This is a genomic window from Oceanospirillum multiglobuliferum (assembly GCF_900167095.1).
Taxonomy (GTDB): Bacteria; Pseudomonadota; Gammaproteobacteria; order Pseudomonadales; family Halomonadaceae; genus Oceanospirillum; species Oceanospirillum multiglobuliferum.
The window spans coordinates 75,494-91,414 of sequence record NZ_FUXG01000003.1; the positions used below are offsets into that span (position 1 = coordinate 75,494).

17 protein-coding genes are annotated in these 15,921 nt (G+C 47.1%); 2 read left to right on the top strand and 15 right to left on the bottom strand.

Annotated elements, in window-relative coordinates; translation table 11 throughout:
- The first annotated feature begins 72 nt into the window (after window positions 1–72).
- Window positions 73–1,761: a diguanylate cyclase gene (locus B5D26_RS02950; protein WP_078744201.1), complete on the top strand. Its 1,689-nt coding sequence runs from the start codon at window positions 73–75 to the stop codon at window positions 1,759–1,761.
- A 4-nt stretch (window positions 1,762–1,765) separates the two neighbouring features.
- Here B5D26_RS02950 and B5D26_RS02955 read toward each other — a convergent pair whose 3' ends face one another.
- The 11 genes from B5D26_RS02955 to coxB form a co-directional block, all read right to left on the bottom strand.
- Window positions 1,766–2,077 (bottom strand): YqfO family protein, encoded by a 312-nt coding sequence (locus B5D26_RS02955; RefSeq protein WP_078744202.1) that lies wholly within the window; start codon window positions 2,075–2,077, stop codon window positions 1,766–1,768.
- A 19-nt stretch (window positions 2,078–2,096) separates the two neighbouring features.
- Complete coding sequence (locus B5D26_RS02960) at window positions 2,097–3,053, bottom strand: pseudouridine synthase (RefSeq protein ID WP_078744203.1); 957 nt, start codon at window positions 3,051–3,053, stop codon at window positions 2,097–2,099.
- A gap of 153 nt (window positions 3,054–3,206) precedes the next feature.
- Window positions 3,207–3,806: a Yip1 family protein gene (locus B5D26_RS02965; RefSeq protein WP_078744204.1), complete on the bottom strand. Its 600-nt coding sequence runs from the start codon at window positions 3,804–3,806 to the stop codon at window positions 3,207–3,209.
- A gap of 113 nt (window positions 3,807–3,919) precedes the next feature.
- The gene (gene cyoE / locus B5D26_RS02970) at window positions 3,920–4,834 is read right to left on the bottom strand and encodes a heme o synthase (RefSeq protein ID WP_078744205.1); all 915 of its coding nucleotides are present in this window, start codon (window positions 4,832–4,834) and stop codon (window positions 3,920–3,922) included.
- Window positions 4,827–5,942 (bottom strand): COX15/CtaA family protein, encoded by a 1,116-nt coding sequence (locus B5D26_RS02975; protein WP_078744206.1) that lies wholly within the window; start codon window positions 5,940–5,942, stop codon window positions 4,827–4,829. Before B5D26_RS02975 ends, cyoE begins: the two co-directional genes overlap by 8 nt.
- 59 nt (window positions 5,943–6,001) lie before the next feature.
- Complete coding sequence (locus B5D26_RS02980) at window positions 6,002–6,598, bottom strand: hypothetical protein (RefSeq protein WP_078744207.1); 597 nt, start codon at window positions 6,596–6,598, stop codon at window positions 6,002–6,004.
- A gap of 173 nt (window positions 6,599–6,771) precedes the next feature.
- Window positions 6,772–7,473, bottom strand: a complete 702-nt coding sequence (locus B5D26_RS02985; protein ID WP_159445573.1) for an SURF1 family protein — start codon at window positions 7,471–7,473, stop codon at window positions 6,772–6,774.
- Window positions 7,474–7,537: 64 nt separating this feature from the next.
- Window positions 7,538–8,431 carry a cytochrome c oxidase subunit 3 gene (locus tag B5D26_RS02990; RefSeq protein ID WP_078744209.1) on the bottom strand — a complete coding sequence of 298 codons (894 nt, stop codon included), beginning with the start codon at window positions 8,429–8,431 and terminating at the stop codon, window positions 7,538–7,540.
- Window positions 8,424–9,041, bottom strand: coding sequence for a cytochrome c oxidase assembly protein (locus B5D26_RS02995; protein ID WP_078744210.1), 618 nt, complete (start codon window positions 9,039–9,041; stop codon window positions 8,424–8,426). Before B5D26_RS02995 ends, B5D26_RS02990 begins: the two co-directional genes overlap by 8 nt.
- Before the next feature lie 52 nt (window positions 9,042–9,093).
- The gene (ctaD, locus tag B5D26_RS03000) at window positions 9,094–10,686 is read right to left on the bottom strand and encodes a cytochrome c oxidase subunit I (RefSeq protein WP_078744211.1); all 1,593 of its coding nucleotides are present in this window, start codon (window positions 10,684–10,686) and stop codon (window positions 9,094–9,096) included.
- A gap of 12 nt (window positions 10,687–10,698) precedes the next feature.
- Entirely contained in the window at window positions 10,699–11,832 is a 1,134-nt protein-coding gene (coxB, locus tag B5D26_RS03005) for a cytochrome c oxidase subunit II (protein WP_078744364.1), read from the bottom strand.
- A 260-nt stretch (window positions 11,833–12,092) separates the two neighbouring features.
- Here coxB and B5D26_RS03010 point away from each other — a divergent pair, with 260 nt between their 5' ends.
- On the top strand, window positions 12,093–12,476 hold the full coding sequence (locus tag B5D26_RS03010) for a response regulator (RefSeq protein WP_078744212.1): 384 nt from the start codon (window positions 12,093–12,095) through the stop codon (window positions 12,474–12,476).
- A 34-nt stretch (window positions 12,477–12,510) separates the two neighbouring features.
- Here the strand turns inward: B5D26_RS03010 and B5D26_RS03015 are convergent, their stop codons facing one another.
- The 4 genes from B5D26_RS03015 to ilvC form a co-directional block, all read right to left on the bottom strand.
- Window positions 12,511–13,455, bottom strand: coding sequence for a sensor domain-containing diguanylate cyclase (locus B5D26_RS03015; RefSeq protein WP_078744213.1), 945 nt, complete (start codon window positions 13,453–13,455; stop codon window positions 12,511–12,513).
- A gap of 3 nt (window positions 13,456–13,458) precedes the next feature.
- Window positions 13,459–14,064: a chemotaxis protein CheX gene (locus B5D26_RS03020; protein WP_078744214.1), complete on the bottom strand. Its 606-nt coding sequence runs from the start codon at window positions 14,062–14,064 to the stop codon at window positions 13,459–13,461.
- Window positions 14,042–14,428 (bottom strand): response regulator, encoded by a 387-nt coding sequence (locus tag B5D26_RS03025; protein WP_078744215.1) that lies wholly within the window; start codon window positions 14,426–14,428, stop codon window positions 14,042–14,044. Before B5D26_RS03025 ends, B5D26_RS03020 begins: the two co-directional genes overlap by 23 nt.
- A gap of 237 nt (window positions 14,429–14,665) precedes the next feature.
- Window positions 14,666–15,682, bottom strand: coding sequence for a ketol-acid reductoisomerase (ilvC, locus tag B5D26_RS03030; RefSeq protein WP_078744216.1), 1,017 nt, complete (start codon window positions 15,680–15,682; stop codon window positions 14,666–14,668).
- Window positions 15,683–15,921: the final 239 nt, after the last annotated feature.

Below are 15,921 nucleotides of genomic sequence, written 5' to 3' on the forward strand. Positions count from 1 at the left end.
AAACATCTTTTATTCTCTTATTTCATGTAAAATATTTGAAATTGAGTGATCTGAATAGGGAAACGTTCTGCTATGGGCTATCGACTACAACATTGGACTGTTGCCTTCACCCTTGGCTTACTGTTGTTTGTCTATACGCTTCATCTCCATGCTGCACCCTTGCTACTAAATCCAGAAAAGAATGGCCAATCTGCTACAGGGTATTTGAGCTATTTATTAGATCAGAATGGGCAGCTGGGCATCCAAGAAATTACAGGCTCAACCTTTCAACCCTTAGAAGGTGAAGCACGATTAGGATTCACCGATGCCACGCTTTGGCTGGCATTAGATCTACAACAGCAGAGCACATTACCTCAAGAGTGGTGGTTGGAAGTGGTGTTTGCCTCTCTTGATGAGGTGCATCTCTATACACAAACCGCAGAGGGTCATTGGCAGCAGCAAACCTTAGGGGATCTACAACCCTTTGCCCAGCGCCCCATTGAATACCGAAACTTTATTTTTCCTTTCCAGCTCAACAACAACCAGTTACAACGGATTTATTTACAAATCCGTACCCAAGACAGCTTGGTCGCACCGATTCGGATTTGGTCAGTGAAGCAGTTTCAGCGTTGGCACTTAATGGAAAACCTACTGTTAGGGCTAAGCTTCGGCATCATGCTGGCTATGTTCATCTATAACGCCATTCTTTGGTGGGTGTTAAGAGATCGCTTATACGGCTACTACTTAATGGCCGCTGCCACCGCTATTCTGACCATTACCGAGCTTAATGGTTATGCCTTTCAATATTTCTGGCCAAATAGTATTTGGCTTGCCAACTACCAGCATGTATTAGTGCCTGCCGCTTATTTTGTTGCATTGACTGCATGGGGGCGCATGTTCTTAAACACGGCGCAACGCACGCCTCGATTGGATATTGGGCTGAGGCTGGTTAATCTGTTTGCAGCCCTAATGTTGCTCTCTGTCGTGGTGGGAGAATATCGCTTAGGCAATATCATGTCGTTTGTGGTGGGTTTGTATACGATGATTCTGTTCAGTTGGGTCAGTATCAAAGTCGCACTGACCCAGTTTCTGCCCGCCAAACTGTTTATGGCGGCCCAACTATTCCCGCTTATTGGCGCGGCCTTAACCGTCTCCAGAGCTTCAGGGTTAGTCCCCAACAATTTGCTGACAGAACATGGTTTTCAACTGGGTGTTACCATTGAGGTGTTACTGTTTTCTTTGGCTTTGGCGCAGCGTATTAAGCTGTTAAAAAGCGAGAAAAAGGCGGCACAAAAAAGAGCGGAAACCGATCCACTCACTGGCTTATATAACCGCGCAGGCTTGTTCCACCACAGCAAAAAGCGACTCAATCGCCCCCCTCATAAGGTCGCTGTACTGCTGATTGACCTAGACCACTTCAAGCCGATTAACGATCAAATGGGTCATGCTGTCGGTGATCAGGTCTTGGTTACCGTTGCCGAACGGATTTTGGCTCAAACAAGTCTCGGGATTGATGTTGTAGGTCGTCTTGGGGGAGATGAGTTTGTTGTTGTGTTAGATCAAAGCGCTGACGAGCGCGCTACGGCAACGGCCGAACAGATCCGCAAGGCTCTGGCTTATCCTATTGTCACCACAGAGGGCGAAACCCATATCGGCGCTAGCATCGGTATCGCCTGTTCAACCGATGCCAGCAGCACACTTGAAGCCCTGATCAAGCAAGCTGATGCGTTGATGTATCAAGCCAAACGAGCAAGGCATCAGTCCCATGCCAGCTCATATTAGCGCGTTAGAAACACTCCATTCGAATCACATCATAGGCGGGTTCTTCATAAGGATGCGCCAGCTTCATGGCCGCCACCGCTGAGCGAATATGCTGCTCATCGCAAACCAGTTCAACTCGATACTCAACAACTGTTTCTAGCTGACCGCGTTCACCTAAAAAAGGATGGCTACCTTCGAGTGCTCTAAACTGCCCTTCGCCTTTCAGTTGAAAACAGCAGCGATCATAATGGCCTATTTTACCTGCACCTGTGGCAAAGACGGCCTGTTTTACGGCTTCAAGATGTGACTCTGGCACAAAAAAAGTGAATTTATACATGGTCATTCCTTATGGTGTGCTAAGGCGTTGAGTTTTCTTGGCCTCTGCTTTCTGATGGCAAGGTGATACGTAGTTGGCGCTGACTTTGAAAGAATCTAGCCTCACCTGAAACAGGGTCAATAAACTCCAGTGTATAGGCCAATAGCTGTAAGGGGTTACTAAAATCATCATGTACTCGGGCTGGCTGCACACAGGGATACCAAGGATCATTCTCAATGGCGATGCCTAAGCCACTAAGATGAACTCGCAATTGGTGTTGTCGTCCGGTATGAGGTTTAAGCTGATATAACCCTGCTTCCTCTTGTTGGCAAATTAGGCTGATCTCTGTCTCACTATTTGGCTCACCTTCCGCTTCACACATGGTAAAAAAGTGATCGCCTGACACAATATTTGAACGATGCACATGGGGGTAACTTAGCGAAGGGTGTATTGGGGCTACAGCTAAGTAGGTTTTACGCACGTCCCTTTGTTGAAACATAGATTGGTAAGCGCCCCGATAAGCAGGGTCTTTGCAGAGTAACACTAAGCCTGCTGTTTCTCGGTCCAAACGATGGGAGGGTGCAAGCTCTGGTAAATTCAGTTTATTACGTAGGCGGCTAACCAACGTTTCTCTTAAATGGCGGCCTGCCGGAATAGTGGACAACCAGTGTGGTTTGTCTGCCACCAGAATACGCTCATCTTCAAAGATAATGTGTTCAAGAAAAGGTACAGGGGTTTCATCAGGAACAGCACGGTAATACCAGATACGTCGATTCGGCGTATAGGGGCTGTCTAAAGCCAGCGGCTTACCTTGTTCATCAACTAGGTCACCTTTGATTAAACGCTCACGCAGCATATCAGGGTTAAGGTGTTTGAAGCGCTCTTGTAGAAAACTGAGCAGATCAGGCCAACGCCCTGCGGGTAAGTTCAAAAAGCTAGGCGCTATGCCATCACGAAAAGGCAGAGGAGAAAGAGACTGGCGGGATTTTTTTCTCATAATAAGATGATTTAACCAACAACAATGGCTGACTTGATAACATTCAGCAAAGCTCGGCATTGTAGGGGAGTCGACCGGATAAAAAAATAGCCGGGTCAAAGTGACTCCGGCTAACATGGTGATGCTGCTATCATCCGCTCTCTAATCCTTAGGTTAACTAGTAAAGATTGGCATCATGCCCATTCCCCACATGACGACGCTCATGGTCATTATGCCGACTAGAACTACCATGCCCACGGTAAGAATAGAGGTGCCAAATAGAAATGCCTGCTCCTCAGGTATCTCCATAATGGTTTCTACTCCTGAGTAGAGCAGGTAAATGGTATAGGACATGGCCACCAAACCTACCATGACTACAAACCAAAGCACAGGCCATAAGCCTGCAAAGCCTGCTATAAACAGCGGCGTAGACGTGAAAGTGGTCAGCACCATACAGCGGTCAAAACTGGCTTCGGAGCCATAGGTTTTTTCCATCCAATGTACAGCGCGAGCCATAACATAAGTGCCAATCAGTAAAGCAAAATAGAAAGCGAAGGCAATGGGTAAAGCGCTGGCAACCGTCATACGAACGTAGTCACCGCCTGCGATACTCCAGCCCATTTGTGTACTGCCAATGAATAAACTGAGCGGTGGAATTGCAGCCATCCACACAATATCGTTTTTGTAGCAGTCTACCCATGAGTACTTTTCCTCACGAATAAATTGCCACTCAGCTTTAGGGTGATAAATCACACCAAACATGTGCTGAAACATGACGACCTCCTTACGGCTCATTGAGCCTTTACAGATCATATTGCAAATATTTTCGGTTTGGCTGCTTTATTCTTAGCAATCGCTTGGCGATCAACTTGCAGACTTAACTTGAGTTAAGTGATGACCAAATAATGATCCACCAGTAACACCACAAACAGCCACATGATGTAACGGATTGAGAACCAGAAGGTTCTGATGGCGGCATGTTCATCCTGCCCTCGATATAACACGATAACGTGTTTCAAAAAGCGCAGGTTCAAAATCATCACGCCTGTTATATAGAGTAGACCACTCATTCCTGTGATGTAGGGCAATATTGTGGTTAATATCATTAATAAGGTGTAAAGCAGGATTTGCAATTTGGTGAAAGCTTCGCCATGTGTCACGGGTAGCATGGGGACGCCAGCCTTTGCATACTCTGCTTTACGGTGAATGGCTAAAGCCCAAAAATGTGGCGGGGTCCACGCAAAAATAATAAGTACGAGCAGCAACCCCTGAGGATCAAACTGCCCCGTCATCGCTGTCCAACCCAATAAAGGGGGGGCGGCACCTGCCAAACCTCCAATGGTGATATTTTGCGGTGTTGCCCGCTTGAGTATTGCGGTGTAGATCACTGCGTAGCCAATTAACGAGGCCAATGTTAACCAAGCGGTTAAGGCGTTCACTAAGCTGAATAAGATACCAATGCCTAACGTACCCAGCACCAGTGCAAAGCCTAGTACCTGCAACGGTTGTAACTGTCCTTGTGGTAGTGGACGGTAGCGAGTACGCGCCATCTGTCGATCAATGTTTTCATCCAACAGATGATTAATGGCAGCGGCAGAACTAGCAGACAAACCAATTCCCACTAAAGCCCAAAATACCTTAGCCCAAGGCAATGCACCGGGTAGCGCCAAGCACATCCCCACCACAACGGTCAGCAACATCACCGCGACAACCTTAGGTTTGCACAGCTGATAGTAGCTGCGCCAAGGTAACCGTTTCATATTTAAAGCAAAGCCAAAAAAATGAGCTGTTAAATTACGCATGGCGCACCATCCCTCCCACCGGAAGCGGCGGATGTAAAGCCTGTAAATACCAGAGCAAATTGCACAAAGCTAAAAGCAGCAAAGCGGCGCCTAAGTTATGCAGCACGGCCAATGGCAATGGAAAGTTCAGAAATACGTTAGCAACCCCCAAGCTCAATTGCAGAATCAAGGTCGACATTAACCAAAATGCGCGTACTTGTAGTAATAAAGTGAAAGGGTTTTTCAACATATAAAAAGCCAAACCACCTAGCACCAACATGGTGACTAATGCACCTGCTCGATGCGCCATATGAATAGCAACACGTGCGGGGGCATCTAACTGCCCACCTAGATAGTTCGCACCTACAGGAGGAGTAAGGTTAAAGCCTTGTTGCAGATCGGTATTGGGTAACCACTGACCCTGACAGGTTGGAAAGTCAGGACAGGCCATTGCGGCATAGTTTGCGCTTGTCCATCCTCCTAAGCTGATTTGTAGCATGAGTATCAATAAGGCAAAGCTTGCCCATTGGCGTAGCTTCCATAACAGTGCCCATTCATGTTGACCGTGCTCATGTAACAGCAATGAGTCAAAGCGCATTTCGCTCCAGCCCTCGCGATCAGCCCAGCGGTTATAAAAGCGTTTCAGCCGAAGACTTAAAACAAAAAGCAGTGCTAAAGTGCTCATCCCACCTAAAAGATGCAGTGTCACCACAGGCGGCCAAAGCTTTAAGGTCACAGTCCACATACCAAACAGTGCTTGGGTGATTACCAACGTCCAGAGTAACCAGCTGAGCTTTCTGGGATAGCCATTCAGCTTACGCCACTGCCATGCTTTGAATGCCAACCATGTGATCAATAGCCCCAATATGCCTGCGGCATAGCGGTGGATCATCTCTGGCCAACCTTTGTCGGCTTCCACAACATGATTTGGGAATAAAACATTGGCCTGTGCCAGTTGTGCGCTACTGGTTGGCACCATCAGATGCCCATAGCACCCAGGCCAATCAGGACAGCCTAAACCCGCATCCACCAATCGAGTCCAAGCACCTAATGTGATCACCACTAGTGCCAATACGCAGGCGATCTGGCTCACCAAAAGAGCCTGTCCAATGGCTTTTTTTCTTGGCATAACTGCCTCCTCCGCTGGTTGAGTGCTCTCAAAACAGCGAACCCATTAAATCTATTGTGTTATCCCGCTGCGGATGCTTTTAACAAGCGTCGCAGATCTCGTAATAGATCCCGTGCGGAATGCTCTGTTGAGTAACCCGTCACCAAATTGCCCATTGGATCAACCAATAGCACCTGAAAGTCTTTACCTAACCAAGGTCGAGCCTGCCAGTCAGGACTTGCCATTGTTAAACCATGCCAGCTTAGAATCTCTTGTGAGCCCATGCCTAGCAGTGGTGCTGGTAGTTGGCTGCTGGCCATAACGGGCTGTAGAAAAACCCGTCGCACACGATCGCCCTCTTTACCTAAGGCTTTGTGTACTTGCTGTAATTGCTGCTGCCACTTTTGGCAGTCATTTTGGCAGTCCCCCTGTGTTGCCAGCACCAATAACCAATGCTGTTTTAGGGACTCAGGGAAGCTATCTTGAGCCTGCCACGGCCAACGATAGAAAGGCGCTTCTTGGCTGAGTAGTTGCCCGTGATTACTGGTGCGTGCAGGAATCCAAACTTCAAAACGTACCATCAACCAAGCCAATACAAAGGGTAGCGTCAGTAAAATCAACAACATCGTCAGGCGCTTTCGATTGGCCTGAATCTGCTGTTCAGATTGGATATGCATGATCAATCTCCCACCTCATACCGAGGGTTTATTATTTTTATGCTGATCTATAATTGCCCCACCTTTTTAGGCTAGCAGAGATTAAAAGGCCTGCATGGGCAAATTTGTTACCGAGAGGGGAAAGGGAATAGAGTTGAAAAGTCAGAGAGGACTAGGTTAAAGCTAAAGAATATCTAGCGATTAAGAGGTATATAGCCTCGCCACAGTGGGTATGACCACAGCAAGCTAAACACCAACGCCAGCATAAACCATTGCACCGCATAGCCCATGTGTTGATCCGGTTGCAATGCTGGCCTAGCGGGTTGAGCCAATGCCACGCCCGCTTGCCCTGCATCTGCGAGTCTAAATTCGTATGGCAATAACGAATGCTGAATTTGTTCGCTGAATTGTGTCAGATCAAGCTTCTGCACTCGAAGTGGCCATTTAAGATCAAGTTGTTCCGTATCTGCTATAGGCTGAAGTAGATTCAGCTGTACCTGAACTTCAACTAATCCAGTAGGAGTGTTAATAATGGGTAAATCACCACGTAGCCTAGGTGCGGCGATCCAGCCTCGGTTGATCAATAGCCAAGGGGTGTCTGTTTGTCCTATAAGGCTGGGGGTAGCCAATAAGAAAGGGGTTAATAAGTGATAACCTACGCGGCCATTATCAGTGCGATTGTCTAACAGGAACGAGTATTGAGACTGATAATAGCCGCTCACTCGATATTGAGCATAAGGTCTGATTTGAGCATTGCGGATTTGCTGCAACAGTTCATTGGCGGACTCCGGATGCAAACGCCCCTGCCGAATTTGTTCTAGCAGGATGGTTTTCTCGGTAGCACGCTCCAGCTGCCAAAAACCTAGCCCAGTACACAAAATGATCACCAGTATCATGAGCAGATGAAAGCTCAGTTTCTTTTTCGTGATCAACAGGGGCTTATGCGCCCCCTGTTTAAACTTAAAGTACGTAAACAAAGAGAAACAACCCCAACCAAACCACATCGACAAAGTGCCAGTACCATGCCGCTGCTTCAAAGCCAAAATGGTGCTGCATGGTGAAATGGCCTTTGATAATCCGTATCAGCATCACCAGCAAAATAATGCCCCCTAAGGTGACATGCAGACCATGAAAACCTGTGAGAATAAAAAAGGTGCTGCCATAAACCCCCGAGTTCAGTGTCAAATCAAGCAGTGTATAAGCTTCGATATACTCTTCTGCTTGGATCACTAAAAAAAGCACCCCTAAGCCGATGGTGATGGCCAACCACGAGGCTAACTGAGCGCGATGGCCTTTTTTCAACGCATGGTGGGCAAGGGTCAACGTAATACTAGAGGTCAACAGCAACACCGTATTCACCAAGGGCAGATGCCAAGGGTCAATCACCGCCTTGGGGCCAGCAAAAGCTTGCTCATCAGGAGGGTTTATTAACGGCCAATGGGCGACAAAATCCGGCCAGAGCAAAATTTGTGTCATCTGATGTGCGCCATCGCCCCCTAACCAAGGAATAGACAACTGTCGAATATAGAATAGGGCGCCAAAAAAGGCGGCAAAAAACATCACCTCAGAAAAGATAAACCAGCGCATTCCCCAGCGAAAAGAACGGTCCATCTGCGGGCTATAAAGCCCCGACAAACTCTCTTTGACCACTGCGCCAAACCAACCAAAGAAGATCCAGATGATCACTAAAAAGCCCAATAGCCCTGACCACTTCAGCAGACCATCAGGATGGTTGATCAAATGCCCGCCACCAAACATCAGCAAAAATAAACCAATGGCAGTGATGATCGGCCAATGGCTTTGTGCAGGCACAAAATAGAGAGGGTTGGCCGGTGCGGTTGATGAGCTACTCATATGATAAACCTCCATTAATACCCACTTGAGCCATCTGGCCGATGGCATGAGTTTCGCTGATATCAAATAGGGTGTAGGCCAATGTTAAAGTGTGAATATGTGGGGGTAGGTTGGGGTCAACCCTGAACAGCAAGGTCATCTCTTGATGCGCCCCTGCGGCTAGGGTTTGCTGCTCAAAACAGAAACATTGTGTTTTCAACAGATATTCAGCGCCTTCAGAGGGGCTTACGCTGGGCACCGCCTGTGCCGTCATAGGCTTAAGGGCGGGGTTAAGCACGCTGAAGCTCACTTTGGTGATCTCGCCGGGGTGTACTTTGACTTTATGCTGTAACGGTTCAAACAGCCAAGGCATATCGGCATTGGTATTGGTAAGAAACTGCACCGTAACCCAACGGGTTGCATCGACCTGCGCCCCTTGATGTTCAGATACCGCTCCCCCCGTTTTACCATTCAACCCCGTAATCTGACAAAACACGTCATACAAGGGCACCAGTAAAAAGCCAAAGGCAAACATCGCCACAGAGGCCAATAATAGGCGTCTTAACGTTCGCTGATTGGCTTGTTTTTTATCTTGTTCACGGCCTTGTGCGGGTGTTGGATTAGGTTTCATCGTAACCTCCGCCTATGCGTCAAGTACCCCTGACGCCTGTTGCCAAAAGGGATCAATCCACTTTTGGCGGTGTGCTAAATGTGTGATACGGCGCAGGTGAAGGCACCTGCCACTCTAAGCCCTCTGCACCCTCCCAAGGTTTGTCAGGCGCTTGGTCGGTACTGCGGATGCACTTGATCACGATATACAGAAACAACAGCTGGCTGAAACCGAAGAGAAAACCGCCGATACTGGCGATCATATTGAAGTCAGCAAACTGCAAGGCGTAATCAGGAATACGGCGCGGCATACCGGCTAAGCCCAAAAAGTGCATGGGGAAAAAGGTCAGGTTCACACCAATAATGGATAACCAAAAATGCCAGCGACCTAAACGTTCATCCACCATATGCCCTGTCCATTTGGGCAGCCAGTAATAAGCCCCTGCAATAATGGAGAAGATCGCACCCGGCACTAGCACATAATGAAAGTGTGCCACGACGAAATAGGTGTCATGGTATTGAAAATCTGCGGGGGCAATAGCCAGCATCAGTCCTGAAAAGCCACCAATGGTGAACAACACAATAAAACCGATGGCAAACAGCATAGGGGTTTCAAAACTGAGCGACCCTCTGAACATGGTACTGATCCAATTGAAGACTTTAACCCCCGTTGGTACGGCAATCAGCATGGTGGAGTACATAAAAAACAGCTCGCCCGCCAACGGCAAACCCACCGTGAACATATGGTGAGCCCAAACAATGAACGAGAGAAACGCAATAGAAGCTGTGGCATAGACCATTGAAGCGTAGCCAAAAAGCCGCTTACGGCTAAAGGTGGGCACAATATGCGAGATGATGCCAAAAGCAGGCAAGATCATGATGTACACTTCGGGGTGTCCAAAGAACCAAAAGAGATGCTGGAACAACACCGGATCACCACCACCTCCAGCATTAAAAAAACTGGTGCCGAAATGAATATCCATCAACATCATGGTGATTACGCCTGCCAGTACGGGCATTACAGCGATCAGCAAAAAAGCCGTAATCAACCAAGTCCAAACAAAGAGCGGCATTTTCATCATGGTCATGCCGGGTGCGCGCATATTCAGAGTGGTCGCCACCACATTAATGGCGCCCATAATTGAGCTAATCCCCATCATATGCACGGAGAAAATAAAGAAGGTCACGCTGGGCGGTGCATAGGTAGTTGATAAAGGCGCGTAGAAAGTCCAACCAAAATTAGGACCGCCCCCCTCCATTAGCAGGGTTGATAGCAGCATGGCGAAGGCAAATGGCAAAATCCAAAAACTAAGATTATTCATGCGCGGTAGCGCCATATCAGGTGCGCCTACCATCAGAGGAATCATCCAGTTCGCCAGTCCCACAAACGCGGGCATCACCGCACCAAAGACCATAATCAAACCATGTAGCGTGGTCATTTGGTTAAAAAACTCAGGCTGAACCAACTGTAGTCCCGGCTGAAATAACTCGCTTCTGATCACCAAGGCCATGCAACCGCCAGTCAGAAACATAGCAAAGCTGAACCAAAGATACAGCGTGCCAATGTCTTTGTGGTTGGTGGTGTAAAGCCAACGGGTTAAGCCTTTTGCAGGTTGACCATGCTCATGTTCGCTATGAGCCGATGCCTGTGCGCTAGAATGACTCATCTTCTTAGCTCCTTATTGACCCGCTTGCAGGCGTTGTTTGATCTCTTGAGGGGTCACAATATCGCCTGTGTCGTTGCCCCAAGCGTTACGCTCGTAGGTGATCACCGAAGCCAAATCCACCGCATCAAACTGAGTCCCATAGGCGGCCATCGCTGTACCGGACTTGCCAAATAACACAATGTCGAGATGCGCGGCTTGATCTTGAGTGGCAATTAAGCTGCCTTTAAGTGCAGGAAAAGCACCGGGAATCCCCATGCCATTGGCTTGGTGGCAGGCGGCACAGGCGGTGTTGTAAACCTGTTCGCCTTGCTGCATTAACTCTGCTAGCGTCCAAGTTCTCTCCGCAGCCGCTTGTTTGCTCAGTGCGGCTTGTTGCTGTTCTGTTACCCAGGTTTGGTAGTCAGTATCGGCCAAAGCTACGACCACAATCGGCATAAAACCATGATCCTTACCGCACAATTCTGCACACTGGCCGCGATAGGTGCCGGGGGTGTCGATACGTGTCCAAGCTTCATTGATAAAGCCGGGGATGGCGTCTTTTTTTACTGCAAAGTCAGGCACCCACCAAGAGTGAATCACATCATTGGAGGTCGTTAAAAAGCGGATTTTTTTACCTACGGGCAGTACCAACGGGTTATCCACCTCCAGTAGATAATGCTCTGATTTATCCGCTTGATTATGAATCTGTTCGGTAGGGGTGGTGAGTGTGCTGAAAAAGTCGATGTTTTCGTTCAGATAACGGTAACGCCATTTCCATTGATAACCTGTCACCTGTATGTCGACGTCTGATGCTGTTGTGTCGTACATCTGCCTTAAGGTGGCGGTTGCAGGTACGGCCATTCCGATCAGAATCAGCACGGGTACTATTGTCCAAATCAGTTCAACGGTTGTGCTTTCATGGAAACTGGCGGGTTTGGCGCCTTTAGATTTTCGGTGGTGAAAAATTGACCAAAACATCACCCCAAAAACAACACAGCCAATGACAACGCAGATCCAGAAGATGATCATATGTAGCTCATATACCGAGGCACTGATCTGGGTGACCCCCTCTGGCATATTGAGTTGCCAAGCACTGTGTGCCACGTTGTTGGCTCCCAACAGGAGCAGCGTTAGCAACGCCATGCGTTGACTTGCCCTAGACCTCATCATACTCATGCCCCCACGATATTGTTTGGTGGCTTTAATAACAGAGCGGTACAGTCAGAAATTGCTCTGTTTCAGCCTGAGTATAGACGGGGTTTTAAGGTGGCAAGAAATTATCAAGGGTTTAATTTGCAGTAGAGGCCATTCAAATAGACAGAACAGCGTTATACTAACGACATATATTTAGTCGTATAATTATTTATATTCGACTGATAAGTCATTGTGTTAGCGTGATTTCCAACACTTGTTTAGGAGAGCCAAATATGCCACATATTTTATTGATTGATGACGACGAGCTGGTGCGTTTTGCACTAAGTATGGCATTGAAAATGGCAGGCTTTGAGGTTACTGAAGCAGAGCATGGAGCAGATATTGCGGTATCACGGGCACTTAAACAACTCGACAACCCTGTACAGTTAATTATCAGTGATATTGTTATGCCTGAGAAAGAAGGTATTGAACTGCTGATGGAGTTACGTCAACAGCACCCTAATATTCCGGTGATCAATATCTCTGGCGGTGGACGAGTCAGTGGACAAGATTATCTACGAACAGCAGAGCGTTTGGGTGCAGTTGCCACTTTCAGCAAGCCGTTGAATGAAGAGGTGTTAATCGACAAAATCCGTCAGATTTTGTCGTTAAATTGAATACCAGATTCACCGACGCAAAACAGGCGTTGGCCTACTCTTTATTGGCCAACACCACTTGGTTACGCCCAGAGGCTTTAGCACGATACAACGCGTTGTCAGCCTTTAATACAATACTGGTAAATGTATCAGATTTACCTGCCTTAAAACCCGAAATACCAAAGCTTGCTGTAACCACTGAGCTGACGGGGCTTGCTGGGTGCGGTAAGCCAATGGTTTCGATCACGTGGCGAAAACTCTCGGCAAAAGCCACAGCATCATCTGGTGCGATATTTGGAAGAATAATACAGAACTCTTCGCCGCCATAGCGTGCCAAGCTAGCCGCACGATCAATGCCTTGTGTCAGCTTTATATGTTCACTTAAGACGCGAGTAATTTTAGATAGGCAATAGTCACCTGCTTGGTGCCCTAGGTGATCATTGTAAAGTTTGAAACAGTCGATATCGAAAAACAGTAAGCTTAGTGCAGAGCTCTGTCGCGTTGCTTCAGCAATCGCATGTTCTAATAGGCTATTAAAACAACGTCGATTTGCAACGCCTGTTAACTCGTCCGTCAGTGCCATCTGATTCAACTTTTTAGCTTGTTGATTCAGCAAACGTTCACGGTGCATCATGGTGCTAACATCTTGCACTTCAAGCATGCAATAGCTCTTATTATCGTGTTTGATCGGCTGTATACGAATCATTTGTGCAAATGGCTCTGCATCGGTTTTACCTTTTGAGTATAAAGGCAAAGGCGTTCGATTAAGTGCAGGCGATAGTACAGCGGGTAAGCCTCGATCTAATGCTTGTCGAATACAGGTATAGATGCGCTGGCTAGAAAGCTCAGGTAGTAGCTCAGTTAACACGCTCCCTTGAACTACTGAAACTTGAGTAAATGACTCAACCAACCAGTGGTTAACAAAGATTACGTTGAGCTCAGAGTCAAGAATCATAACTCCAGATTGAAGTTTATTCAGCGCCTGTTCAAATAGCAGCATGACTTAACCTTGTACTCCAGTTAGAAACACAGACAGCGCTTTTTGTAGCATTAGCTCTGATTCACTACCCATTAAAAAGGCTAAATAGCCTTCTAAATCACGTTGCTCTAAGCCAAGTTGAATTTGGATGAAAAGCACACTGTGGCCATTTTGACCACGGTGTAATATTTCATACACTTCTGCAACTGTAAGCTCTGGTAGTTGACAAGAAAAGTCATCTTGCAGCATATCCGCAATGGCAGCAAAGCAAGCATTAAGAATAATATTACCAATTTCGCTTAGTGCATCTTGTTCGATTTCAGATAGCTGCTCTAGCGGTACTTGGCTACCCAGCATTAAACGCACAACCTCTAGGCTGCTTTGCTCAGGGAACATCAGCATCGCTTCCCCTGAAAAAGAGCCTGTGAAATATTGACTAATACAGGTTAAGCGTTGGTGCGCCATACCGAATAGGTCAATCACTCGCTCAGGGCTAAGAATATGCACCATCGGCACACTCATCGTAACTGATTCACCCGTTAGCTCACTTAAAACGGAAGCAGAGCGACCTACACTGATATTAAAAATTTCTGCAAGGGCATCAAGCTCAAGCGCGCTGAGATCCTTCATTTTCTTGCCTCCAAATAGCCAACGCCTGTTCAGCAACCGCAGGGGTTACGGGTTTTGCCAAGAAATGCACGCCCAGCGATTCTGCCCGCTGTTTACTTGAGGTTTGCACATTAGCGCTTAGCATGACAATAGTTGTATCTGGCAACTTTGGCCGCAATTGCTCAACAGATTCAAAACCATCCATGATTGGCATATTGATATCCATAATGATCAGATTGGGCGCATACTCAAAGGCCATCTCAATGGCTTGCTGACCATTTTCAGCTTCAACTACCTGCCAATCTGTATCTATAGTGATAATGGCGCGGGAGAGCATCATACGAGAAACGCGGCTGTCATCTACGACGAGAACAGTTCTTATCATTTCAATACCTGTTGGGTTTATTGGCGTTACAAGCGTTCCCTATGCTCAAGCTGCCATTTAATTACATCATTATTACCCACTGAATATATCATAAAACTACGGGCTAAGAAGGTGATAAAGCATGATTAAGTTTGATATAAGAGATTATTGTTGTAATGAAATTGTTTCTATTTATTTCGGGCATAAAAAAGGCCAGCATTTGCTGGCCCTCTTATTAATCAAACTAACTCAAAACGATTAGTTCTTAGTCTTGTCTACTAGCTGGTTAGCTGCAATCCAAGGCATCATGGCGCGCAGTTTCTCACCTGTCTGCTCGATTGGGTGAGCCGCGTTGTTACGACGACGTGCAGTCATTGAAGGATAGTTAGTTTGACCTTCAGCGATGAACATCTTCGCATATTCGCCATCTTGAATGCGCTTCAGAGCATTACGCATTGCTGCACGAGACTGCTCATTGATCACCTCTGGGCCAGTAACGTATTCACCGTACTCAGCGTTGTTAGAGATTGAGTAGTTCATGTTGGCGATGCCGCCTTCGTACATCAGGTCAACAATCAGTTTCAGCTCGTGTAGACACTCGAAGTAAGCCATTTCTGGAGCATAACCTGCTTCAGTTAGGGTTTCGAAGCCCATTTTAACCAGCTCAACAGCACCACCACAAAGTACAGCCTGCTCACCGAATAGGTCAGTCTCAGTCTCATCTTTGAATGTAGTTTCGATGATACCTGAACGGCCGCCACCTACGCCCATCGCGTAAGACAGTGCAACTTCTTTAGCAGAACCAGAAACGTCACGGAAAATTGCGATCAGATCAGGGATACCGCCGCCTTTTACGAACTCAGAACGTACAGTGTGACCTGGTGCTTTAGGCGCGATCATGATCACGTCTAGGTCAGCACGTGGCTCAACTTGGTTGTAGTGAATAGAGAAACCGTGAGCAAATGCTAAAGTTGCGCCTTGCTTGATGTTTGGCTCAATCTCTTCTTTGTACAGTTTGCCTTGGAACTCATCTGGAGTCAGGATCATGACCAAGTCAGCTTGTGCTACTGCATCTGCAACGTCAGCCACTTTCAGACCATGTGCTTCTGCTTTAGCGCGAGAAGAAGAACCTGCACGCAGACCAACGGTTACGTCAACGCCAGAATCTTTCAGGTTGCAAGCGTGAGCGTGGCCTTGTGAGCCGTAGCCGATGATTGAAACTTTTTTGCCTTGGATGATCGACAGGTTACAGTCTTTATCGTAATACACTTGCATGATGTTCTTCCTAATCAATGAGTTGTTAAGCCTTTGACTTAACAATTAAATTTCAAAAAATCTGTTAGGGTGGCGATCAAAGAGGGGTTAGCTCTTGCATTTTTTTATCTGCTCAATGGCAGTGATTTATCACCTTGATCACCTCAGTGCGAAGGGGTGGTTCACTGTTAAGCCGATCCACTAAAACCTTGCCTGCACTTGATGAGGTAAAGATACTCAAGTCTTATCGTTGCGTAAAA